Source organism: Tsuneonella sp. HG094 (assembly GCF_053819285.1).
In genome coordinates this window covers 1-22,279 of sequence record NZ_JBSORA010000003.1, presented here as the reverse complement: position 1 = coordinate 22,279, position 22,279 = coordinate 1, and the positions used below count along the sequence as shown (strand labels likewise).

Here is a 22,279-nt window from a genome sequence, read left to right as displayed (position 1 = left end):
ACTGCCTCATCCCCTTTTGACCTACGAATACGGACCGGCGCAATTTCTGCAGCGCGTTCTTGACAGGCCCGAATCCGTTTGTAAACTGGTTAACCAATACGAGCAAGAGGGATTTGCTCGTTGCCAGGAGAAACCAGTGCCCATCTTCCGTGACGATGCGCTGTCCGGCAAAGTGATTCTCATCACCGGGGGCGGTGGAGGACTTGGCCGGGAACTCGCCGCAGCCCTGTCGGCCCGCCAGGCGAAGGTGCATATTTGCGGCCGTCGGCGTGAGCCGCTGGAAGCCACAGCGGCCGAAATCGCGGATGCGACCCGCAGTCCGGTACTACCCCACGTTTGCGACATCCGGGACGCTGACTCGGTCGACGCGATGATCGAGGCAATCTGGGCGGACGCTCCTTTGACGGGCCTCGTCAACAACGCAGCCGCCAACTTCATAGCGCCGACCAAGGACCTCAGCCCGCGCGGGTTCAGGGCGATTACGTCCACCGTCATGGATGGCACCTTCCATGCCACACTCTCCTGCGGAAAGCGGTGGATTCGCGACGGATTGCCCGGGTCGGTGGTTTCCAATCTGGTGACCTGGGTCTGGACAGGTTCGGCCTTCGTCGTGCCTTCCGCCATGGCCAAGACCGCCATTCATGCGATGACCATGAGCCTCGCGGCCGAGTGGGGTCCTTTCGGCATACGCCTGAACGCGACTGCACCTGGCCCTTTTCCAACCGAGGGTGCCTGGGACAAGCTCAATCCCATCCCCGACACGCAGAGCTCGGCGACGAATTGCGACACCGTGCCGATGCGCCGCTTTGGCCGGATGGAAGAGCTCGGCAACCTGGTCACCTTCCTGTTGTCCGACGGGTGCGACTACCTGACCGGGCAGACGATTGCGATCGACGGCGGACAGCATCTCGCTGGGCCCGGTACCTTCGCGGACCTTTCGTCGCTCACCCCTGAACAGTGGCAAGCGGCGCGGGAGGCGATCGCCGGCTCCGTCGCTCGGGAAAAGACGCAGCGGACAGGGGCATGACGCAATGATCGAACGTAGCATCTTCCAGCCTGAGCACGATATGTGGCGCGAAACCGTGCGCCGTTTCGTCGAAAAGGAGATCGTTCCTTACCACGAGCAGTGGGAGAAGGACGGGATCGTCCCGCGCGAATTGTGGCTGAAAGCAGGTGAAGCTGGCCTGCTTTGCTGCACGGTCCCCGAAGAATACGGCGGCCTAGGCCTCGACTACCTTTTCGACGTCGTCGTTTTCGAAGAGCTCTGGCGGGTCGGGGCCAGCGGGCCCGGCTTTCTCGTCCACACCGACCTCGTCGCATCGTACATCCTGGCGTTCGGAAGCGACGATCAGAAGCGGCATTGGCTACCCAGGATGGTCAGCGGCGAAGCGATCGGCTCGCTCGGCATGACCGAACCGCACGCGGGAAGCGACCTGAAGGCCATTAGGACCAAGGCCGAACGCGATGGCAACCACTTCCTGATCAACGGTCAGAAGGTCTTCATTTCGAACGGCCAGATGTGCGACGTTCTTGTCCTCGCTACCAAGACCGACTCCGCCGCTGGCGCCAAGGGCGTGACTCTCTTTCTCGTCGACGCGAGCCTTCCCGGCTTCAAGCGAGGCAAGAATCTCGAAAAGCTCGGGATGAAGGCGCAAGACACGTCGGAGCTGTTCTTCGACAACGTGCGGGTTCCCGTCGACGCGATGCTCGGCGAGGAAGGCGGCGGCTTTTCGCTGATGATGACGAAGCTGGCACAGGAGCGTCTCGCGCAGGCCATCCGGTCGGCCACGGTCGTCGAGACCGTGATCGACTGGACTGTCGACTACACGTCCGAGCGCCGGGCGTTCGGCCAATCGATCGCCGACTTTCAGAACACCCAATTCGTCCTGGCCGACCTCAAGGCACGCAGCGTCATGGCGCGCGTGTTCACCGACCGGTGCATCGAGCTGTTCATGGCCGGAGAACTCGATCCGGTGGACGCGGCCATGGCCAAGATGACAACATCAGAATTGCACTGCGAGACAGCCGACAAGTGCCTGCAGCTTTTTGGGGGTTGGGGTTACATGTGGGAATATCCGATCGCCCGGGCCTACGCCGACGCGCGAATCGTGAAGATTGCCGGCGGCTCGATCGAAGTGATGAAGACGATCATTGCCCGCGAACTCTTCAAGGGAAGGCTGGGCCGCAAGTGACGAAGGATCGCTTGAGCCTTGCCGTGGCGAGATTGGACGATAGTCCGGACGGGCAACCTTCCGGAGTCCGAGCCGTGCAAAAAAACCTCGAAGCAAACCTGCGCTTTGGCTTTCTCATACATGATGTGTCGCGTTTGCGGCGCATCGTGGTGGATCGGGCGCTCAAGCCATTGGGCCTTACCCGCTCGCAATGGTGGGTGCTGGCGTTCCTCTCGCGACGCGACGGGATGACACAGACGGCGCTCGCAGCTGATCTGGACCTGACCAAGGTGGCAGTCGGCGGGCTGGTCGACCGCATGGAGGGTGCCGGGTTCGTCGAGCGGCGCGCGGACGAGCGGGACGCGCGGGCGCGGCGCATATTCTTGACGCGGTCCGGTCTGCGTTTGGTCAACAAGATCCGCGAGAGCGTCGATGTGGTCGAGGCGGATATCCTCTCGACCGTCACCGAAGCCGAATTGGACCAGGCTGCAGCCGTCCTCCTGAAACTAAAGAGCCGGCTGCTCGAGATGGTCGACCAGAACGGCGACACGACAAATGAAAACGGACCCTGATTCTAAAGGAGGAAAGCGGTGAACGGGCTTGAAGGGAAAGTCGCAATCGTCACAGGCGGAGGACAAGGCATCGGCCGTGCGCTGGTGCTGCGCCTGGCGGCGGAAGGTTGCAAGGTCGCCATTTTCGACCTCAGCCCAGTGGCAGGTGAGGAAACGGCTCGCTTGGCAGGAGCCGGTGCGACCATCCGTACCTGGCCGCTCGATGTCAGCGATCTTTCGGCTGTCCAATCCGCAGTCGACGAGGTGGAAGCGGAAATGGGTCCGATCTGGGCCCTCGTCAACAACGCAGGGTGGGACCGCCCCGCCCCGTTCCTCAAGACCACGCCGGATTTCTGGGACAAAGTCATCGCCATTAACCTGAAGGGTCCTCTCAACACGCATTTTGCCGTCGCCGGAAAAATGGTCGATCACGGCGGCGGACGGATCGTCAACATCGCATCGGATGCCGCCAAAGTCGGGACCGCCATGGAGGCAGTCTATTCCGCGTGTAAAGGCGGCCTGATCAGCTTCACCAAGTCGATTGCGCGCGAACTCGCGCGCAAGTCGGTGCTCGCCAATTGCGTCTGCCCGGGTCCGACCAATACGCCGATGATGGCCGAAGTCGCGGGAACGGGGCCCGACGCGGAAAAGTGGAAGGCGGCGCTCGAGCGCGGCATTCCGCTCGGCCGAATGGGCGAACCGGAAGACTACGCCGGCGTCGTCGCCATGCTCCTGTCCGACGACGGAGCCTACATCACCGGACAAGCCATTTCGGTGTCCGGTGGCATGAACATGGTTTGAAAGGATCCGTAATATGTCCCAGCAGTTCGAAGACATCATCTACGAGGTTCGCGGCCGCGCCGCGTGGGTGATCATCAATCGCCCGAAACTCTACAACGCCTTTCGCGCGCAGACGATCGAAGAGCTAATTGCCGCGTTCAAGCTCGCGGCCGACGACCGCCAGGTATCGAGCGTCGTTCTGACGGGTGCAGGCGACAAGGCATTTTGCACGGGCGGTGACCAGTCGGCGCACGAAGGGCAGTATGACGGACGCGGCATTGTCGGCCTGCCGATCGACGAGTTCCAGTCAATCATCCGCGACATCCCCAAGCCCGTGATCGCTCGCGTCAACGGCTTTGCGATCGGCGGGGGCAATGTCTTTGCCACCCTGTGCGACCTGACCATTGCCGCAGACACTGCCAAGATGGGTCAGGTCGGACCGAAGGTTGGTTCGGTCGATGCCGGCTGGGGAACCGCCCTGCTTGCCCGTCACGTGGGGGACAAACGGGCGCGCGAAATCTGGTACCTCAACGAGCAATATACGGCGCAGCAGGCCTACGAAATGGGTCTAGTCAACAAAGTCGTGCCCGCAGCCGAACTCGACGACGCGGTGAACGAGTGGACCGAAATTATCGGCCAGCGCTCGCCGACTGCGCTTGCCCTCGCGAAGCGATCCTTCAATGCCGACAGCGACAATATCCGCGGCATCTCGATGTTGGCGCTCAATGCGGTGAAGCTGTTCTACGACACCGAGGAATCGAAGGAAGGCGTGCGTGCCTTCACCGAGCGCCGCGCGCCCGATTTCCATGCCCACGTGAAGTGAGGGGAGCTCGGGGAGCTGAGCCATGGCATCCCGGCAATTGCATTCAGGCGAACTTGCGTCAGTCCTTCCTCCGGGCGGACTGACGCTCGTCTCCTCGTGCTCGGCGGAATCCGACCTGCTCGCGAGGGAGGTCTCCATCGCCGGCGACGCGCTGGGAATGATGACTTTCACCGGCGTCTTCGTACCCGGCCTCAACCGGCATACCTGGCGATCAGGCGGGGAAACCCGTGTCGAGACCTTCTTCCAGACTGCGGAACTGAAACGCGAAGGGGACCGCGCGCGCTTCGTGCCCCTGTGTTACGAGGACATATTCTCTCGATTGAAAGCGTCCCCTCCCCGAGCGGCCCTCTTCATGTGCAGCCCGCCCGACGACGAAGGGATGTGCAGCTTCGGTACCGAGGTGGCGTTCGCGGCGGCGCTCTGGCCCAAAATTCCCGTTCGCATCGGGCACATCAACCCGCAAATGCCTCGAACCCCTGGCGATCCGGGAATCCCTTTCTCGGAACTGACGGGATGGTTCGATGGCGAGCAACCCCTGCGCGGCCAGGAACAAGGGAGCGCCGACCTGGTCAGCGAAGCAATCGGCCGACAGATCGCCGCTCTCGTACCTGACGGTGCCACGATCCAGGCGGGCCTGGGCAAAGTCCCGGACGCAGCCTTGCGCGCACTTCGGGATCACAGGGTCCTGCGGCTGCACACCGGTTTGATAGGCGACGGCGCACTCGATTTGATCCGCTCGGGGGCGATGGATAGCGGCGCGTCGGCAACTGTGGGCGTCGCGATCGGAAGTTTAGATCTCTATGCGGGTTTGGACCACGAGCATCTGCAGTTCCGGCCAATCACCGTGACTCACGATCCGGCGACGCTGGCGGGAATAGATCGACTGGTCACCATCAATTCCGCGATGGAAGTCGACCTGTTCGGCCAGGCCTACGCCGAGGCGTCTTCACGCGGTTTTCTGTCCGGCCCGGGCGGCGCCAGCGATTACGCGCGCGGCGCGCGGCAGAGCAGAGACGGATTGCGGATCGTTGCGCTTCCGTCAACGGCCGGGCCTATCAGCCGCATCGTTTCGCCTGGATCAGGTTCGGGTCCCGTATCGCTCTCGAGGTTCGATATCGACATCGTGGTCACCGAGCACGGCTTCGCCGATCTGCGGGGCAGGGATTACCACGAACGTGCCGCTGCCCTGATTGGGATTTCCGCGCCGCAGAACCGGGACGATCTGTCCCGCGAATGGTCGGCCATCGCCAAGTTGATCTGAAGGATATCGCCATGGCTCACAAAGTGATCATCAGTTGCGCCATAACGGGTTCGATCCACACGCCATCAATGTCACCGCACCTGCCGGTGACGGCGCAGGAGATTGCTGACAGCGCGCTGGGCGCCGCGGAAGCAGGAGCTGCGATCGTCCACCTGCATGCCCGCGATCCCCGCGACGGGAGGCCCGACCAGAGCCCCGAGGCGTTCGAGCCCTTTCTGAAGGTCATCAAGCAACGGTCCGACGTGGTGGTGAACCTGACCACCGGCGGTTCGCCCTACATGTCGGTCGAAGAGCGCGTTCGGCCTGCCGAGCACTGGCGGCCCGAAGTTGCTAGTCTCAACATGGGCTCGATGAATTTTGGGCTGTTCCCGATGCTGAAGCGCTACAAGAAGTTCAGGTACGACTGGGAAGAACCGATGCTCCGCAATTCGGACGACCTGGTTTTCCGCAACAGCTTCAAGGATATCCGTTACGCACTCGAGACGCTCAATGCGACAGGCGCGCGTTACGAATTCGAGTGTTACGACACCAGCCACCTCTACAACCTGCACCATTTCTGGCACGAAGGCCTCGTCCAGGCGCCGCTCTTCATACAGACTTGCTTCGGATTGCTGGGGGGGATCGGAAGCCACCCCGACGATGTCATGCACATGAAGCGCACGGCCGACCGGCTGTTCGGCGACAACTACCGCTGGTCGGTTCTTGCTGCGGGACAGGCGCAGATGAAGGTCGCGGCGATGGCGGCGTCGATGGGCGGTCATGTCCGCGTGGGCCTCGAGGATTCTCTGTGGATCTGTGCGGGCCAGCTCGCGCCCTCGAACGCAGCCCAGGTCGAACGCGTTCGTCAAATAATCGAAGGATTGGGCTTCGACATAGCGTCGCCAACGGAAGCCCGCGAGATCCTGGCGCTGAAAGGGGGCGACGCTGTCGGCTTCTGAATCCCTGCTGACGCTCGCAAGCGTGTTCGAGCGCGTCCCGGCTGACCGGGAGGCGGTCGTGCACGGCCAGCAGCGTCTCACCTTCGGCGATCTCGAGGCACGCAGCGCCGACTTGGCAAGCTGGCTGCAGACCCGCGGTGCGACACCGGGCTCTCTGGTAGCGTTCGCACTGCCGAACGGTCCCGACTTCCTCGCCCTCGCGTTCGCGATCTACAGAGTGGGGGCGATTCCGGCGCCGCTCTCTCCCAGGCTGTCCGAAGCAGAACGCTCCGACATACTCGCGCTGATGGAGCCTTCGGTCTTTGTAGTACCTGAAGACCTTGCGAAGGCTTCCGGGAATCCTCGTGCATTTCCCGAGCGCGCGCCCCTCTCCCCAAGCTGGAAGGCATGCACGAGTGGGGGAAGCACCGGTCGCCCCAAGGTAATCGTCGACGCCCGTCCCGGCGGTTTTCCGAGCGGCATGGAATTCATCGGCATTCCCGCCGACTCCCGGGTGATGGTGCCCGGCCCGCTCTATCACAACGCGCCGTTCAGCGCGGCCGTTTTCGCCCTTTGGCGGGGGAGTACGGTGGTGACCATGGCACGGTTCGACGCGGCTGAAATGCTCAGCTTAGTCGCTGGCGAACGTATAGCCTGGGTAATGGCCGTGCCGACGATGATGCACCGCATAATGGCGCTACCGGAGAGCGAGCGAGCGGCGCACGATCTGTCGCACTGGAAAACCGTCGTGCACACCGCTGCTCCGATGGCGAAATGGCTGAAGCAAGCGTGGATCGGATGGCGGGGCCCCGATCATATCTGGGAAGTCTACGGTGCGACCGAAGGGCTGGCACGGTGCTGGATCGGCGGTCGCGAGTGGCTCGAACGGCCCGGCTCGGTCGGGCGACCGATCGGCGGATCTCGAATCAAGACCCTTGCTCCCGACGGTACCGTATGTCCTGCCGGCGTTGCCGGGGAAGTCTTCATGATGCCTGCGGGAGGACCCGGTTCGACCTATCGCTACATCGGGGCGGAACGTCGGGCGGATCCGGAAGGTTGGGAAAGCGTCGGCGACGTGGGCTGGCTCGACGACCAGGGCTTTCTCTTTCTTTCGGATCGCAAGGACGACTTGATAATCACTGGGGGCATCAACGTTTGGCCCGCGGAAGTCGAGGCGGCGTTGCTTCGCCACCCGGCAATCCGCAGCTGCGCAGTCTATGGCCGGCCCCACCCCGTCCTGGGCTCAATCGTGCACGCCGACATCGAGACGGATGTGAGCATCGAGACGGCCGAGCTCTCGGCCTTCCTTTCAGAACATCTCGTGCCTGCGAAACATCCCCGCAGCTTGGAAGTGCAGAGCACTGCCGTGCGAGACGATGCCGGCAAGGTGCGCAAACCCCGCTCTCGATCGCAGGAGCCTTTATGACCCAACCCCCTCCCGAACTCTCGCAGTTTCGGTTTGAGCCGCAGGACAACGGTCTCGTCCATCTCATTTTCGATGCGCCCGACCGGTCGATGAACGTCTTCTCCGACAAGGCGATCGTCGATCTCGGGCTGTTCGCCGAATGGCTTCATCGAAACGAAATCCGCGGTGTCGTCGTACGTTCGGGGAAGGCGACCGGTTTCTGCGCTGGAGCCGATCTGACGGAGCTCGGCGCTGCGTACGACATGATAATGGCAGCCCCGGCGGCGGACAGGTTCGATCTCGCCTACAATCATTTCTTCCGGTTGAGCCATGCCATTCGGCGGCTGGAAACAGCGGGCACGCCCGTGGCGGCGGCGATTGCGGGAGTTGCGCTGGGTGGTGGCTGCGAGCTGGCTCTGGGGTGTCATTACCGCGTTCTTTCGAGCAGCCCACGGGCATTTCTGGGCCTTCCCGAGAGCGGAGTGGGCCTTCTCCCCGGCGCGGGCGGCACCCAGCGCATGCCCCGGCTGGTGGGCCTCGACCTAGGACTTGAGGTGCTCCTCGAGGGACGAAATTTGCGAGGAGACGAGGCGCTTAGCGCCCGCCTCGTGCACGAGGTAGTCAAAGACGGCGAGGACATTGCCGCGGCCGAGCGCTGGCTTCTCTCGACCGATGCCCATGCGGTTCAACCGTGGGACAGCGAGGGACACCGCCCCACGCCCCATGCGGAAGTCGAACCGTCGCTCTCGCGCAAACGCCAGCGCGAACTTTCGCGTATGCTCGGTCACGAACCAGCGCCCCTCGCCATCCTCGACTGCGTCGAATTCGGTTTTATCCAGCCAATCGACGGAGCGATTCGCGCGGAGATGAGCGTGTTCGCTCACCTCATCCAGCGCCAGGAACCGCGAAACATGATCCGAACGATGTTTCTTGGGAAACAGGCTTACGAAAAAGCGAGGCGCCTCGGGGGGGCCGACGAAAAGGTAACCGCGGCCGCACGCCTGATCGGCAAGAAGGTAGCCTCTGCCCTTTCGGACCACCCGGACCTCGCCCGTTGCGGCTTTGGTTCGGCCAACGACCTGGTTCCGCCCGTGCAGAACTGCGTCGCCACACGGTTCTGGTTCGAGCACGATCCCGCGCTTTGCGCCGCCATCCATTCACTTTCCTCCGTCGCCCAGCGCGTGGTGGCTGACCTCGATGACGTCCAGCAGCTGCAACTGGACCACCTGTTAGCGATCGAGCGCATCGTGCCGGCCTACTTGGGGGGAGCGACGGGGCTTGCGGAACTGCAATCCGATAGTTCCTGCAAGTAGCGGTTGCGGGTAGCCGCTCCGATCATCCATCGGTTTCGGGTTGAGTCCCTTCCTCGCCGGCCGCTTCGGAGACGTCAGCGCGCGCGCATGGGCGGCTTCGTTTTACGAAGAGACTGCGCTGACCGGTCAACTCAATCCGAGAAATCGAGATCGGTGAAGGGCGGATATGCCTCGACGTAGGACCGCGCGAACTCGAAATAATCCCTGTTCCAGCAAAACTCGCACCAGCCGGTACCCTTGTTTCCTTCGATATGCACGGTGATCCCGCCTTCGTTGAGAACGACCTTGGGATCGGCCTCGAAGCGGAATTTCGCGAAGACGTCGGCTTCGACCACCGTCTTACGCCCAAGATCGTCCGTCAACCGCGCGGCAACGGCCTTGTGGTGCATCCCCTCGTCAAACAGGTACTTGCATTCGACTTCGGTCAATTGCGCCATCGCGCCGTCCTTGAAGACGAAGCCGCGGATGTGCCTAGTGCCGAACGATTGCATCTCAAAGAAGTGGACCGCAGCGACCTCGGTCGTGGCGTGGAACCATTTGTAGAGCTGGTTGACGCCCCAGATCCGGGCGCCCCAGGCATGATCGCGCTGACCAAGTGTGCGAAAATCGAAGCGGTCGCCGTCAATCTCCATCGTCCCGGTGATCCAGCCGTGCTGCTCGGTGCGATCATCGGCATAATATTGCGGGCACCCCGAAGGATGCGCGCTGAAAGGAAAGACCGGGTGAAACGCCTCGAACCGACAGTCAATCTTCACCCTTCGACCGGTAAAGCTGTAGTCCGCGCTCCGATGTGGCTCGTCAATCCGGTACGTCAGGCCTTGGACCTTCCAATCGTAGAAATCCATGTCGCGGGGGACAGGGACCGCCTCGAAGCGTTCCTCGATGGCTTCCGGCAGTCCGGGTCCGAACAGGCTGATCGACGCGCCGGCGGTGCCATCGGCATTAATCCAGGGGTAGATGAATCCCGCTATCCCGCGATTGGGGAGCTGCAGCATGAGCGCGATCGCTTCCCGCGAGTGCGGCGCGTCACGCAACACGTGCCGGTTGTCGTGTTCGACTGCGAATGGGGCGATCGTGGACCTGATATCTTCGAAAGGCATTATGGTCTCCCTGGGGCTGCCCCTCATCCGGACCGGGGGTTTGCGAGCCGCGACAGGCGCCGTGATAGCGTCGTTACGCCGATGACATCGGTGACATTGCTGAAGCCGATCCGCTCGCCCATCGTCCAGCGATAGAGGGACTGGAAGGAGATGAAGCTCGGATAAGCGGTGTGCCAAGGCGCGGCGGCGATCGCGCCCCCGACCATCTCCCATTGGCGGCCTTTTGCGTCGGTAATTCGAACCACCCGGTGCATACCGAGCAGGCCAATGCTTTCAGCGTCCACTTCGGCCGCATCTATCGAACAGCATTCGCCCTCGACAACTGCGTAGCCGAACCGGAACGTAGTGTAGACTGTCTGCCCGTTCACCACGTCGAGTGTCATCACCAGGTGGAACGCCAGGTCGTCGCCGAAGGTCAGATGCATCCATGAGACCGGGGCGGAGTTCCATTCGGCACGGGGACCCCAGCTCCGATCAAGCCCATCGACGCACGAAACCGCGAACGTGTGCCCGTAGAGTTCGAGTTCGCCTTCTATCCGCCCCACGAGATCGTAATGCCCCTCGGTCCAGGCATCCCCCGCCCCCGTCGCAGCTTCCGCGTCGTTGCCGAACCGGGCGAGCATCGTGTTCTGCCCCGGATCGAGCGGATCGAAAGGGTCCATGAGGCCGGTGAAGTCGAGGTCGAAGCGGCAAAGTCCGTCGCGCCCCTCATAACGGAAATGGTAATCCCGTGCTCCATTCTTGCCCTTGACGGACAGCCCGTTGGCTAGGCTGAAGTCGGCCATGGTGTCCGGACAGGCGAGATGCACCGGTGCATCCGAGTAATCGACCGTCCATGCCTCGGCATGGATCCCCTGATGAACATAAATGGAGGAAAGGCACACGCCGGCATTGGGTCGAGCCAGCACATAGATGTTTCCGCTGATGGCCGCTTCCGGAACCGAAAAGATCAGGAACAGGGTTTCCGCGTGGTCGTGACCCTTGGAATCGGCGTTGTGAAGATGGAGATCGCGTTCGGTGATCACGTGCAGTCCACCGTCACCAGGCCGGCTGGGGGAGCGCTTCGGGTTTCAATTCCAGCCCGAACGGCAAAGCCCACTGCCGATACTGCGGAAACAATTCTCCGCTCTTTTCCAGCACCAGGCGGTCAAGCCTTGCCCGGGTCTCGTTGTCCGAGCGGCTCGACAGGGCTGTTACCCCGTCGCGAAGACGGCCAGTGATTGCCTCGTAATCGGCAATATCGACTTCCGGATTGGCAAGCGCTGCCTCGCCTTCCGCTGCAATCTGAGCAAGTTGGGAATCCGTCTTCGCGATTTCGGAAGCCTCGTTCGCGAGAGCGATGTAATGCCGCAGTTCCATGCGATAATATCGGCGTGCCTCCGGCAAGCGGGTCTTCACGAACGAGATCGTCGCCATCGCAAGGTGGAGTTGTTCGACAACGTGCTTTTCCGCGTCGCCCAACGCGGGGGCCACAACGTCATTCAGGGCACGCAACGCGACCTGTAGTTGCACATCGAAACCCAGGTTCATCGTACCGCCTCCAGAAATGCTTCGCGCAAATCGGCAATTCCGACGTAACCGACCCCGACCACGAAATTGACGAGGACGTCCTGGTGCGTCCCGCCGATGCGCGAAGCACGCGCGGACGCTGCGAGCGTAAGAACGCAAAGGAGATACCGGTTGAACATCCGGTAATAGGTCAGGCGGTCAGGATCGACCGAGAGCCCGGAAGACTTCTCGTATGCGCGGTACAGATCCGGCTCGGACATCATGCCCGAGGCGAGCGAGGTGACATCGTCTTCCGCGTAGTGAGAAAACGAAGGCATACCCGCGTAAGTCAGATCCTGATGGCGATCGCCGAGCGTTGCCCCTTCCCAGTCGAGCCAGGCGGTTATCCTGCCGCTCCCCTCATCGAACAGGAAGTTGCCGCTTCGGTAGTCGCCGTGGACGATCGACACGTGATCGAGCGGGGGGGCGTTTTCGACAAGCCAGCGATAGACCACCTCGAGAAACGGCTCCTCCTCTACGCGGTCCTCCTCCCAGACTCTGCGATAGGCGTTGACCTGGCGGATGACCGACGCGTTCGAGCCGACCTGGGGCCGATTGAAGTGTGCCAGCCCGTCCAGCGATTCCACATCGATCGTGTGGAGGTTGGCGAGCAGGTCCACGAAATCCTTCGCGAGCTTCTCGCGCAGGTCGGGTCCGAAGTTCTGGCCGAGGCCCGAGACTTTGCCGGAATCATAGGTGGGTTTGGCTATCCCGCTCACGAAGTCGTAGACCATCGCCGGGTACGGGAGGTATTCAGCTTCGCCATCAACCCAGTAGGGACGCGGCGCGGGCACCTTGCCCTCGACAGCGCGCAGGACTTCGAACTCGCGGAAACGGCTCGATTCGGTCACGGATGCGGCCGGCTCCATCCGCAGCACCAACCGGTCCACGCGCTCGTGCGCACCGCCCTCGCCCTGCCAACGCAGGTCGAAAAGCACCTGCAGCTTCGACGCGCCGCCGGTAAGCCAACGGGCGTTTTCGACCGAAACGGGATATCCGACATTCGCGGTTATCAGAGCCTGCGTCCCCTCGATCAGCCTCTCGAGCGTCACGCCTTGGTAGCCCGGCCCGTGCCTGCGACGCATCTTGCGGGTATAGACCGCATCATACTCGCGCTCGACCGGGTAGCGTGCCCGGATGCTGTCGATCGTGGCATCGTCGGGCGCAAGACGCTGTCCTTCCGTGACGATTTCGTACCTTCCGGCTTCGGTCACCGCCTGCTCCTCAAGAATACAAGTCATCGGCCATCGCCTGCGAGAGAGCATACATCCCGACAAAGTCGGCGATGTGTCCGTGACCGGTGCCCTGCTCTCCCTCCCAACGCAGGAGCACCTGGTATCCGCAACTCGACGGATTGAAATTGTACCAGGGCCCCGCAGCGATCGTCTTGCCCCTGGCCGTGTAGACCTCGCCGCGGTCATCCGTGAAACGGGCGTTGGCGCTGGTCACCAGCATCGCATGACGCTTGGCGGTCAGTTCGCCCGACAGCAGCGGGCGACGCTCGCCGTTTACCAGGACGTACCCATAGCGAAGGCCCCCGTAGACCATTGTGCGGTCCTCGAACTCGATGTCCAGAACCATGAAGGCTCGCATCCCTTCGCCGAGGTCGATGTGGACCCAGGTCGCACCCTTGTTCCCCCAGTCGTTGCGTGGACCCCAACTCTTGTTCACGCCTTCGATGCAGTCGACTTGGTAAGTCTTGTCGCGCAGGCGAAGCCACCCCTTGACCCGACCCTTGCCCTCGAGGTGGCCATTGTTCCACCCGCTGTACCCCTTGACCTTGCTATCGCCGGCCTGAGGTACCTGCGTTGGATCGCGCGCGTCGGTGGGTTCGCAGATCGCGGAGTAGGTGAAATCCAGCGCGCAGATGCCATCGCGGGATTCATACTTCCAGGCGTGCTCCCGCTCGTTATGGGCCTTGAACGAAACGCCGCTGGGGAGCGTGAAGTCCGAATAGTCTGCCGGGCAGCGCTGGTGCATCTGGGCGTCGTTGTGGTGCAGTTGCCAAGGATGAAAGCAGAGACCCTGGTGAATCTCGACCGAGCTATGGCAGACGCCCAGGTTCGGCCTTGCGAGGACATAGATGTTTCCGCTGATGGCCGCTTCCGGAACCGAAAAGATCACGAAGGTCGTCTCAGTCCAAGTATCGTCGCCCGGATCGCATTCGTGGAAACGATAATCCTGCGCCGTTATCATTGGATCACCCCCCGAACCTCGCTGGCCCGAACGCTGCAATGCAATGCGGTTGCCCCTCGGATCATCCATCCTCTCCGTCTACATGCGGTCGATCGCCACCCGCCAACACGCATCGCTTTTTGGTAAAGTAATTTATTATTGCCCGCAAGCCGATTGCGGAGAAATCTGGCTATTCATATCCTTTGCCTGCATCAAAGCACCAAGACCGGCTTGATGCACTTACCCGTGTGGGCATCCTCGACGGCTTGGTTGATATCGGCGAAGGCGTATTTCGACACGAATCGGTCGAATGGAAGCCGCCCCTGCCGATGCAGTTCGACGAGTTCAGGCAGGAAGCCGACGATATCGCTATCACCCTCTACGATCCCGCGCAGTGTACCTCCCAGTGTCAACCACTGCACCATGGGCACCGGCAGAACAGCGTCCAGCGATCCGGGTAGGCCGACCAGACCGATCCGGCCCATCGGAGCGATCAGGTTAGGAGTCTGTTCGACCGTCGGCATATGCCCGCTCGTGTCGACAATCAGATCCACGCCAATCGGGAGGATGTCCCTGACCGCCGCCACGAGGTCGGGCGCCTGGGCAGGATCGATGACGTGAGTTGCCCCCAGATTGAGCGCCATCTCGCGGCGAGCGGATTGAGGTTCTATCAAGATGATCGACGCGCACTCCGCGATTTTTCCGCCCATGACGGCGGATAGCCCGACGGCCCCTCCTCCGATCACTAGCAGCGTCTCTCCGGGTTGCGCACCCAGCGAGCGCAGGACCGCCCCGACGCCGGTCTGAATGCCGCAACCGAGGGGCGCGAGCGTCGTAAGGTCGGCGTCTTCCCGTACCTTGAGAACGTTGCGCTCGTTAGCCACGGCGTGCCCGGCGAAGGAAGACTGGCCAAAGCAGTTGTCAGCCACCTTGCGGCCATCGCGGCTGAGCCGCGACGAGCCGTCTGGTCGGCTGCACGTCATGTTGAGGGGGAAAAATTCGAAGCAATAGGCCGGCTGACCTTCATCGCAGCGCGGGCAATGGCCACAGCTATTGAAGGCCAACAGGACCTTGTCGCCCGGCTTGACCTTTGTGACGCCCGGCCCCACCTTCTCGACGGTCCCGGCCCCCTCGTGGCCAAGGACGGTGGGAAACGCATTTCCCATTGCTCCAGAACCTAGCACGAGATCGGTATGGCAAATTCCGACGGCGGCGATCTCCACCCGGACTTCCCCCTCCCTGGGCTCGGCCACCTCGATGGGTTGCACTGCGAACGGGCCGGCAGGCTCGTTGAGAACGGCCGCTGTCGTTTTCATGCTCATCCTCTCCAAATTCGATATTCTGCGTGACTGGGGACAGCAAACTACGCTAGAGCTGTATTGTCAACGAGTTTACTAGATGGAGAGGATGGATCATGCGGGATAGCTGGGAGACTTTCTTCATCGGCGGCGAGTGGGCGACACCGCGCAACGACCGGCGATTCACCTTGATCAACCCGTCCACCGAAGAGGTCATCGGAACCGTCCCGGAAGCGGGAACCGAGGACATCGATGCGGCAGTCGCCGCCGCCCGAAAGGCTTTTGACGAGGGCGAATGGCCGCGGCTTTCAGCTGCGCAGCGGGCAGACGTCATGGACCGCTTTTTGGTAGCGATCGTGAAGCGCAGCGACGACATCGCCCGCGCGGTGAGCATCCAGAACGGCATGCCGATTTCGATCAGCGGGGCACTCGAGGCGGGTTTCGGACCCGGCGTTGTGCAGTATTATGCCGCTCTTGCCAGGGATCTGGGCGGGCGCGACGTGCGCCCCTCGCAGATGGGCAAGGAAACGCTGGTGGAGCGTGGGCCGGTCGGGGTCGCGGCGGCGATTGTCCCGTGGAATTTTCCGGTGACGCTCGCGCTCAACAAGATCGCCCCCGCGATGGCTGCTGGCTGCACGATGGTGATCAAGCCGTCGCCCGGAACCATCCTGGACAGCTACCTGCTTGCAGAAGCAGCAGAAGAGGCAGGGGTCCCGGCAGGAGTCCTCAACTGGGTCGCGGCGGATCGGGACGCGGGTGCATACCTCGTTTCTCATCCCGGGATCGACAAGGTCGCCTTCACCGGGTCCACCGCGGCGGGCCGCAAGATCGCCGCCACGTGCGGTGAACTACTGCGCCCGGTAACCCTGGAACTGGGCGGAAAGTCGGCCGCCATCCTGCTCGACGATGCCGATTTAGGCAACTTCCTTGAAGGCGCCCCAATGGCCTCGATGCTGAACAATGGTCAGGCCTGCTTCAATGGTACGCGCATCCTGGCACCGCGCCGCCGTTACGACGAAGTCGTTTCCGCGCTGTCGCAGCTGACGTCGGGGATGTCTGTCGGCGATGCGCTTGATCCGGCAACTCATGTCGGGCCGATGGCCTCCGCCGAGCATCGCGAGCGGGTTCTCGGTTACATCGAGATCGGCAAGAAGGAGGCCCGTCTCGTTTCCGGCGGGGGCGTTCCAGCTGATCGAAATCGTGGGTTCTTCGTCGAGCCCACGGTCTTCGCGGATGTCGACAATTCTTCGACGATCGCTCAGGAGGAAATCTTCGGCCCGGTCTTGACGGTCATTGGCTACGACGGCGACGAGGAAGCGGTGCGGATCGCGAACGATTCCGACTACGGTCTGGGCGGCTCAATCTGGAGCGCCGATAGCGATCGCGCGCTCGCGGTTGCGCGACAGGTTGCCAGTGGCACGGTTGGGATCAACGGTTATATGCCCTCGCTCGGCGCACCGTTTGGCGGCATCAAGGCGAGCGGGCTCGGCCGTGAATTCGGCCCCGAGGCGATCGAAGCCTACCAGCATTCGAAGTCCATCTACGTGATGGGCTAGCATTGTCCCGCGTCGCGGCCTGGAGCGTCCATTTGTTAACCGCCAGCGGCGCGGTCCTGAGCCTGCTGGCGCTCGACGCCGCTATCCGCGACGAATTTCGCGAAGCTCTGCTCTGGCTGCTTGTCGCACTCGCGGTGGACGGCGTGGACGGCACCCTCGCACGCCGCTTGCGCATCGCAGACCGCTTGCCACGGATCGACGGAGCGGCCCTCGACCTGGTGGTCGACTACTTGACCTTTGTCTTGGTGCCCGTGCTTATCATGTGGCGCGGCGGCTTCCTTCCCGCACCCTTGGCCTTGCCTCTTTGCTCGATCATCCTAATCACCTCGCTCTATGTCTTCGCCCGCCGCGACATGAAAACGGCTGACGGCTATTTCCGCGGCTTTCCGGCCCTATGGAACGTGGTGGCTGCCTATTTCGTGCTCTTGCCCGTGCCTGCCCCGATTGCCGCGGCAATCGTATCGATGCTTGCCCTGCTGACCTTCGCTCCGATCCATGTCGTGCATCCGTTCCGGACGGCTGACAGCCGCGCCGTCGCCGTCATCGCCGGGGTTCTATGGGTGCTGGCAACCGCGGTGCTTGCCGCCGGCGAAGGGGCTGGTTCGTGGCGCGTCCCGGCCATGGCGATCTCGCTCGGCTCGCTGGCGGCGCTCGTCGCGATCGGAGCGCGCCGTACCTGGCGGGGCGAACGCTAGGTCGGTCGTTCAGCGGCTGAGCGTGCTGGTGGAAGTCATGATAACGTTGCCTATCCACTTTATTGATAAACTGGTGGACTATTCCGAAAACGGTTGTATCCCGAAACGACAAGTAGGCCCGATGCGTGGCAACCATGCACGCTGGTCGCCGCAGGGGAGGAAACGATGGGCACCATGATCCGGCACGCAGTGTACCTTGCCTTGGGCATCGCGGCCTTCCTGTTGACTTGGCCTTTCGCGATCGACTGGATGCGCGAAGGCGGAAATATCCTCAACCCAATTGCGTTTTTCGGCGATGCCATTGTCCATGGAGGGACGGCGGCCTTTCTCAGCCTAGATATCCTGTTCATGTGGGTGACGTTCATGATCTGGGTGGTTGCGGATGCCCGTCGGATCGGTCTCGGCTACAGGTGGGGCGTTTTCTTTCTCTTCTTTTCCTACGCGGGAGTCTCGCTGGCATTCCCCGTATATCTGATCGTGCGCGAGCGGTTCATCGATCGCCGCGCCGGTGGCCAGCGGGAGGAACCGGCCTGAGCAAGGTGACGCGGCGACGCCGCCGATCGAGAGAGGATAAGCTATGGGTCAGAAAGTATGCTTAGTTACCAATGCCACGGGTTACGCTGGGCCTGGGGCAGTGATCGGCTTGCACGCCGACGACTGGACCGTCGCCGCGGCCGATCCGTCTTTCGAAAATCAGGAGACGGCTGCCGGGTTCGTCGCCGGCCGCGCCAATGTTCATGCGTTCGATGAAACGGAGCCCCGTGCCCTCGTGGCTGCGGTCCTCGACCGGTTCGGCAGGATCGATGCGCTTGTCTCCAATGACATAGTCCCCGATCCCATTCGGCCGATCGACGGTTCAACCGCTGCTGATCTGCGTCAGGCGCTGGAACTGGGCGTCGTCTATCCTTTTGAGTTGAGCCAGGCAGTACTCCCGCACATGCGCGAACGGGGAGCAGGTGCCATGATTTTCGTAACCTCGACCACCGCGCGCCATCCCATGGCAGAGGTCGCGATCTACGGCGCTGCCCGCGCGGCAGCCACCGGCTATGCTATCTCGCTTGGGCAGGCAGTCGGCCCGGATAACATCCAGGTCAACGTCGTCGGGCCGAATTGGATGAAGAACCCGACCTACTTTCCCGACGGTTGGGAAGACCTGATGCCGGGGTTTAAACCGAAACTCGATAACGAGGTGCCTCTTCGCCGCCTCGGTCGGCCCGACGAGCTAGGCGCGCTCATCGCCCTTCTCGCAAGTCAGAAGGCCATGCCGCTCACCGCTCAGTATATCAACTTCGCTGCGGGCGCTTACCCTTGAAGGGACGCTTGCCCGGTGGTCGATCGGTCGAGAGCGATCAGCATGCGCCCCTACCGTAGGAGATCGAAAATGAATCTTAAACATGTCACTCGTTGGATCAATTCCTTCAGTCGAAGTGCCGACGAAGCCGTTGACTATTACGCGGACGAGTTCGAGTTCGCAGACTATCCGTTGGAACAGTTCATTCGGAACGATAAGGCCGCCCTGAGGCGGGCATTCTTGCCCTTCGCCAACCGCGACCCTTCGAGCGGCTTTGGCATTCATCAATTTTCCGTCGACGAGTACATTGGCAACGAAAACGCAGGCCTGGTTCTGTTCAGCTGGAAGGCGACACATTGCGGGGCGTTCTTCGGTCTGCCGGTGAAGGACGAACGCGAGATCGCGACCAACGGCATGACTTATCACATTTATCGAGATGGCAAGATCGCACGCGAGATCGTCCATAGCGACCAAATTCACGTCGTTCAGCAGCTCGGGTATCCAGTGGACATACCGCACTTCTGGGAAGATCCAAACTTCGGGCAGTAGCGGCGCCCACGCCCAAGACAGATAAGCCAGTTGACGAATTTATAAACTGGTTTATTATACGCCTCTGGCGACTCTTTAGGTGGTCAACCTCTGCCGTGAGATCCCGCCGGATGCAATAATCTGCGCCGCAATGGCGGTGCGGAGGTAAGTGGAGGACAGCCGATGGCAAAGCGCTTTATGTTTCTCGTTGGAGTTGCGTCGATAGCACTGGCGGCCCCGGCGGGGGCGGAGGACCCGACCGGCGCCGTCGCGCCTGGTCCGACTGTCAATGCAACTGACACGTCGCTCGATGAAGCCAGCGAAAGGAGATCATCGGACAACGCGGGAACCGAGATTATTGTGACGGCCCGGCGCCGCGAAGAGTCTCTTCAGCGCACTCCCGTTTCGGTTGGTGTCCTGACGTCAAGTGCTCTTGCTGAGCGCGTCATTGTGTCGGAATCCGATATCCAGACAGCGTTGCCCGGGGTGACTGTCCGGGCTTCGCAGAACTCAAACAACCTCAACTATTCGATCCGCGGACAATCGCTGGACGTGTTCAGCAACATCCGTCCGGGCGTGCTGCCATATTTCAACGAGGTTCCGATCGCCGGCGGCATCGGCGGCTCCTCGGCCTTCTATGACCTCGCTTCGATCCAGGTTCTAAAGGGGCCGCAGGGCACACTGTTCGGTCGCAACGCGACGGGCGGCGCCGTTCTCCTCACAACCGCAAAGCCAGATGCGGACTTCGGCGGCTACGTCTTGGGCCGGCTGGGCAATTATGACCTGCGTTATATCGAAGGCGCAGTAAATGTGCCCCTCGCGGATGCCATCCAGTTGCGTATTGCAGGGGTGCATCACGAGCGTAACGGCTTCCAGCGCAACGTTAATCCGTTCTGCGCGTCGCCGCGTCCGCTCTTCCCGATCCCGTCCGACCTCGCTGCCGGTCCGGTAACGCCACCTCCGTCGGGTGGTTGCCGGGTTGGCGATGTCGATCGCACTGGCGGACGCGCTACCCTGGCAGTCCAGCCGGCTCCGGGGATCGAAAATACCTTGGTCGTTGATTACTTGAAATCGGGCGGATCCTCCACTTCGGCTGTCCTTTATAGCTTGGATCCGACCGGGGCGATCCCGCTGATCGCTCTGACTGATGTGACTCCCAGCGGCGCACCTGTTTTCGAAGCAATTATTAGCGGGTTCGTCGCCGGCGCTGGCGGCCCGCCGAATGCCGGTGCCGGGAGCGCAGCGCTCTATCGCGCGCGCACGCCGCACCTACCGGATGGCGGTCTTGCCGAGTTCTTGAACATCCAGCGAGACCGGGGTCCGTACACGATCGACCTCGACGGGCCCCAAGATTACGATGCGGAAAACTGGTTGGTGTCGAACGTCACGACCATCGGCATCGGCGGAAGTGCCAAGATCAAGAACGTTTTCGGTTACATCGACACGACGAGTGTGATCTTCAATGATGTCGATGCCGTTCCGTTCGGGATCGACAACAACGGCTTTTTTCCAACTAACGCGGCAGGCGAACCTTACGGCCGAATCGACAAGTTCAAATCGGTTTCCAACGAGCTGCAAATCCTTGGCGAGGCGTTTACCGGCCAGCTCGATTACGTGGCTGGGGTCTTTTTCTCCGACGAAAAGTACACCCCGGTAACTGGCAGCGATTTCTTCGATTTTCCTATCATCCGAACGATTCAGATCAATGCTGCGACGATCTCGAACAAAACCTATGCTGGTTTCGCGCAGGGAACCCTAGATTTAAGCCAGATTTCTGGGGTAGAGGGCCTCAGTTTTACCGCTGGCGCACGTTACACCGACGAGAGTGTCAACATCCGCTACCTCCCCCGCGATCTGTCATTCCTTGATCCGCCTGCATTGCGGGCGACATATGACCCTGACCAGACGAGGAAGTTCGGTTCTTGGAGCTGGACGCTCGGCCTCCAGTATCAGCTCGACCCACAGACCCTGATCTATGCCGCGAACCGTCGCAGCACGCGTCATGGCGGCTTCAATTATTTTCAGAAGCCGGTGCCCGGGTTCGGCGAAAGTGGGGGTAACGCCTTCCGAACTGAAAAGATAACCGACGTCGAGCTGGGCCTTAAAAAGCAGGGATCGATCGGGTTTCCTTACCGCTTCAATTTCGCCCTGTACCAGAGCTGGATCGATGACGCCCAAAGAGTTGCATACACGTTGCTCGGCGGCGCTCCCGTGGCGATCACCGTCAATGTGCCCGGCGCGAAGGTTCGTGGTTTCGAATTCGACACTGACGTGTCACCAGCGGATTGGTTGAAATTGGGCGGGCAGGTGAACTACACCGACGCCCAGTTCACGGACAGTCTCGTTTCGGTCGCGGGATCTCCGGTGACTTTCGGAAATTATCCGGACACGCCCGATTGGTCGGGTTCGGTATTCGCCGATTTCAACTTCCCGCTAACCACCGCGCTTGATTTGTCCTTCCGGAGCGATGTCTATCACCAGACCGAGGTCTCCACGGCGGCCAAGGGTCCCCGCAATCCGATAACTACCTTGCCGAGCTACACGCTCGTCAATTTCCGCGTAGGCGTAGAGGACGAAGCCGCCGGCTGGACGCTTGCCGGGGTACTTCGGAACGCATTCAAGGAACTGTATTACGTCGGTGGAGTGCCTCTGGGACAACTCTTTCAGCTGAATACTGCTGTCCCCGGCGAGCCGCGTACCTTCATGCTCGAGGCGAAGTACAAGTTCTAAACCGAATTTCGAAAGATGCGTTTGCAAGGTGCGAAGATTGGGTTGAAGGGTGGGGTCGACACCACCATTCACCCCATCTTCTTCTAGCAAGTGCCTAACCTGCTCTATTGTCGGTCCTTTTGGATAAAAGGGGTCTT

21 protein-coding genes are annotated in these 22,279 nt (G+C 61.6%); 15 read left to right on the top strand and 6 right to left on the bottom strand.

What is annotated here, in order from left to right; genetic code table 11:
- The first annotated feature begins 16 nt into the window (after positions 1-16).
- Genes ACWPMX_RS15130 through ACWPMX_RS15090 form a run of 9 tightly spaced genes read left to right on the top strand, consistent with a single transcriptional unit; the run spans position 17 to position 9,221 of the window.
- Positions 17-1,027 carry an SDR family oxidoreductase gene (locus ACWPMX_RS15130; RefSeq protein ID WP_455700933.1) on the top strand — a complete coding sequence of 337 codons (1,011 nt, stop codon included), beginning with the start codon at positions 17-19 and terminating at the stop codon, positions 1,025-1,027.
- Positions 1,028-1,031: 4 nt separating this feature from the next.
- Positions 1,032-2,192 (top strand): acyl-CoA dehydrogenase family protein, encoded by a 1,161-nt coding sequence (locus tag ACWPMX_RS15125; protein WP_455700932.1) that lies wholly within the window; start codon positions 1,032-1,034, stop codon positions 2,190-2,192.
- Between the two features lie 11 nt (positions 2,193-2,203).
- Positions 2,204-2,743 carry a MarR family winged helix-turn-helix transcriptional regulator gene (locus tag ACWPMX_RS15120; protein WP_455700931.1) on the top strand — a complete coding sequence of 180 codons (540 nt, stop codon included), beginning with the start codon at positions 2,204-2,206 and terminating at the stop codon, positions 2,741-2,743.
- An 18-nt stretch (positions 2,744-2,761) separates the two neighbouring features.
- Entirely contained in the window at positions 2,762-3,523 is a 762-nt protein-coding gene (locus tag ACWPMX_RS15115) for an SDR family NAD(P)-dependent oxidoreductase (RefSeq protein WP_455700930.1), read from the top strand.
- 13 nt (positions 3,524-3,536) lie between these two features.
- Positions 3,537-4,325, top strand: coding sequence for an enoyl-CoA hydratase-related protein (locus ACWPMX_RS15110; protein WP_455700929.1), 789 nt, complete (start codon positions 3,537-3,539; stop codon positions 4,323-4,325).
- Between the two features lie 22 nt (positions 4,326-4,347).
- Entirely contained in the window at positions 4,348-5,586 is a 1,239-nt protein-coding gene (locus ACWPMX_RS15105; protein ID WP_455700928.1) for an acetyl-CoA hydrolase/transferase family protein, read from the top strand.
- Between the two features lie 11 nt (positions 5,587-5,597).
- A complete protein-coding gene (locus ACWPMX_RS15100) occupies positions 5,598-6,524 on the top strand; it encodes a 3-keto-5-aminohexanoate cleavage protein (RefSeq protein WP_455700927.1) in 927 nt (308 codons plus the stop codon).
- Between the two features lie 22 nt (positions 6,525-6,546).
- Positions 6,547-7,929, top strand: coding sequence for an AMP-binding protein (locus tag ACWPMX_RS15095; RefSeq protein ID WP_455700926.1), 1,383 nt, complete (start codon positions 6,547-6,549; stop codon positions 7,927-7,929).
- Positions 7,926-9,221, top strand: a complete 1,296-nt coding sequence (locus ACWPMX_RS15090; RefSeq protein ID WP_455700925.1) for an enoyl-CoA hydratase-related protein — start codon at positions 7,926-7,928, stop codon at positions 9,219-9,221. The genes ACWPMX_RS15095 and ACWPMX_RS15090 overlap by 4 nt, the downstream gene beginning before the upstream one ends.
- A gap of 131 nt (positions 9,222-9,352) precedes the next feature.
- Here ACWPMX_RS15090 and ACWPMX_RS15085 read toward each other — a convergent pair whose 3' ends face one another.
- From ACWPMX_RS15085 to ACWPMX_RS15060, 6 genes are all read right to left on the bottom strand, one after another.
- On the bottom strand, positions 9,353-10,321 hold the full coding sequence (locus ACWPMX_RS15085) for a DUF7064 domain-containing protein (protein ID WP_455700924.1): 969 nt from the start codon (positions 10,319-10,321) through the stop codon (positions 9,353-9,355).
- A 23-nt stretch (positions 10,322-10,344) separates the two neighbouring features.
- Positions 10,345-11,346, bottom strand: coding sequence for a DUF7064 domain-containing protein (locus ACWPMX_RS15080; RefSeq protein WP_455700923.1), 1,002 nt, complete (start codon positions 11,344-11,346; stop codon positions 10,345-10,347).
- A 13-nt stretch (positions 11,347-11,359) separates the two neighbouring features.
- Positions 11,360-11,851, bottom strand: coding sequence for a hypothetical protein (locus ACWPMX_RS15075; RefSeq protein ID WP_455700922.1), 492 nt, complete (start codon positions 11,849-11,851; stop codon positions 11,360-11,362).
- Positions 11,848-13,110 (bottom strand): phosphotransferase family protein, encoded by a 1,263-nt coding sequence (locus ACWPMX_RS15070; RefSeq protein WP_455700921.1) that lies wholly within the window; start codon positions 13,108-13,110, stop codon positions 11,848-11,850. Before ACWPMX_RS15070 ends, ACWPMX_RS15075 begins: the two co-directional genes overlap by 4 nt.
- Positions 13,094-14,104, bottom strand: coding sequence for a DUF7064 domain-containing protein (locus ACWPMX_RS15065; RefSeq protein ID WP_455700920.1), 1,011 nt, complete (start codon positions 14,102-14,104; stop codon positions 13,094-13,096). Before ACWPMX_RS15065 ends, ACWPMX_RS15070 begins: the two co-directional genes overlap by 17 nt.
- 152 nt (positions 14,105-14,256) lie before the next feature.
- Positions 14,257-15,360 (bottom strand): NAD(P)-dependent alcohol dehydrogenase, encoded by a 1,104-nt coding sequence (locus ACWPMX_RS15060; RefSeq protein ID WP_455700919.1) that lies wholly within the window; start codon positions 15,358-15,360, stop codon positions 14,257-14,259.
- A 98-nt stretch (positions 15,361-15,458) separates the two neighbouring features.
- On the opposite strand from ACWPMX_RS15060, the gene ACWPMX_RS15055 reads away from it, so the two are divergent.
- From ACWPMX_RS15055 to ACWPMX_RS15030, 6 genes are all read left to right on the top strand, one after another.
- Positions 15,459-16,898, top strand: coding sequence for an aldehyde dehydrogenase (locus ACWPMX_RS15055; RefSeq protein ID WP_455700918.1), 1,440 nt, complete (start codon positions 15,459-15,461; stop codon positions 16,896-16,898).
- A 32-nt stretch (positions 16,899-16,930) separates the two neighbouring features.
- Positions 16,931-17,593, top strand: coding sequence for a CDP-alcohol phosphatidyltransferase family protein (locus ACWPMX_RS15050; RefSeq protein WP_455700917.1), 663 nt, complete (start codon positions 16,931-16,933; stop codon positions 17,591-17,593).
- A gap of 165 nt (positions 17,594-17,758) precedes the next feature.
- A complete protein-coding gene (locus ACWPMX_RS15045; RefSeq protein ID WP_455700916.1) occupies positions 17,759-18,127 on the top strand; it encodes a DUF2834 domain-containing protein in 369 nt (122 codons plus the stop codon).
- A 43-nt stretch (positions 18,128-18,170) separates the two neighbouring features.
- The gene (locus tag ACWPMX_RS15040; protein WP_455700915.1) at positions 18,171-18,905 is read left to right on the top strand and encodes an SDR family oxidoreductase; all 735 of its coding nucleotides are present in this window, start codon (positions 18,171-18,173) and stop codon (positions 18,903-18,905) included.
- A gap of 69 nt (positions 18,906-18,974) precedes the next feature.
- On the top strand, positions 18,975-19,433 hold the full coding sequence (locus ACWPMX_RS15035; protein ID WP_455700914.1) for an ester cyclase: 459 nt from the start codon (positions 18,975-18,977) through the stop codon (positions 19,431-19,433).
- A 162-nt stretch (positions 19,434-19,595) separates the two neighbouring features.
- A complete protein-coding gene (locus ACWPMX_RS15030; RefSeq protein WP_455700913.1) occupies positions 19,596-22,142 on the top strand; it encodes a TonB-dependent receptor in 2,547 nt (848 codons plus the stop codon).
- Positions 22,143-22,279 lie beyond the last annotated feature (137 nt).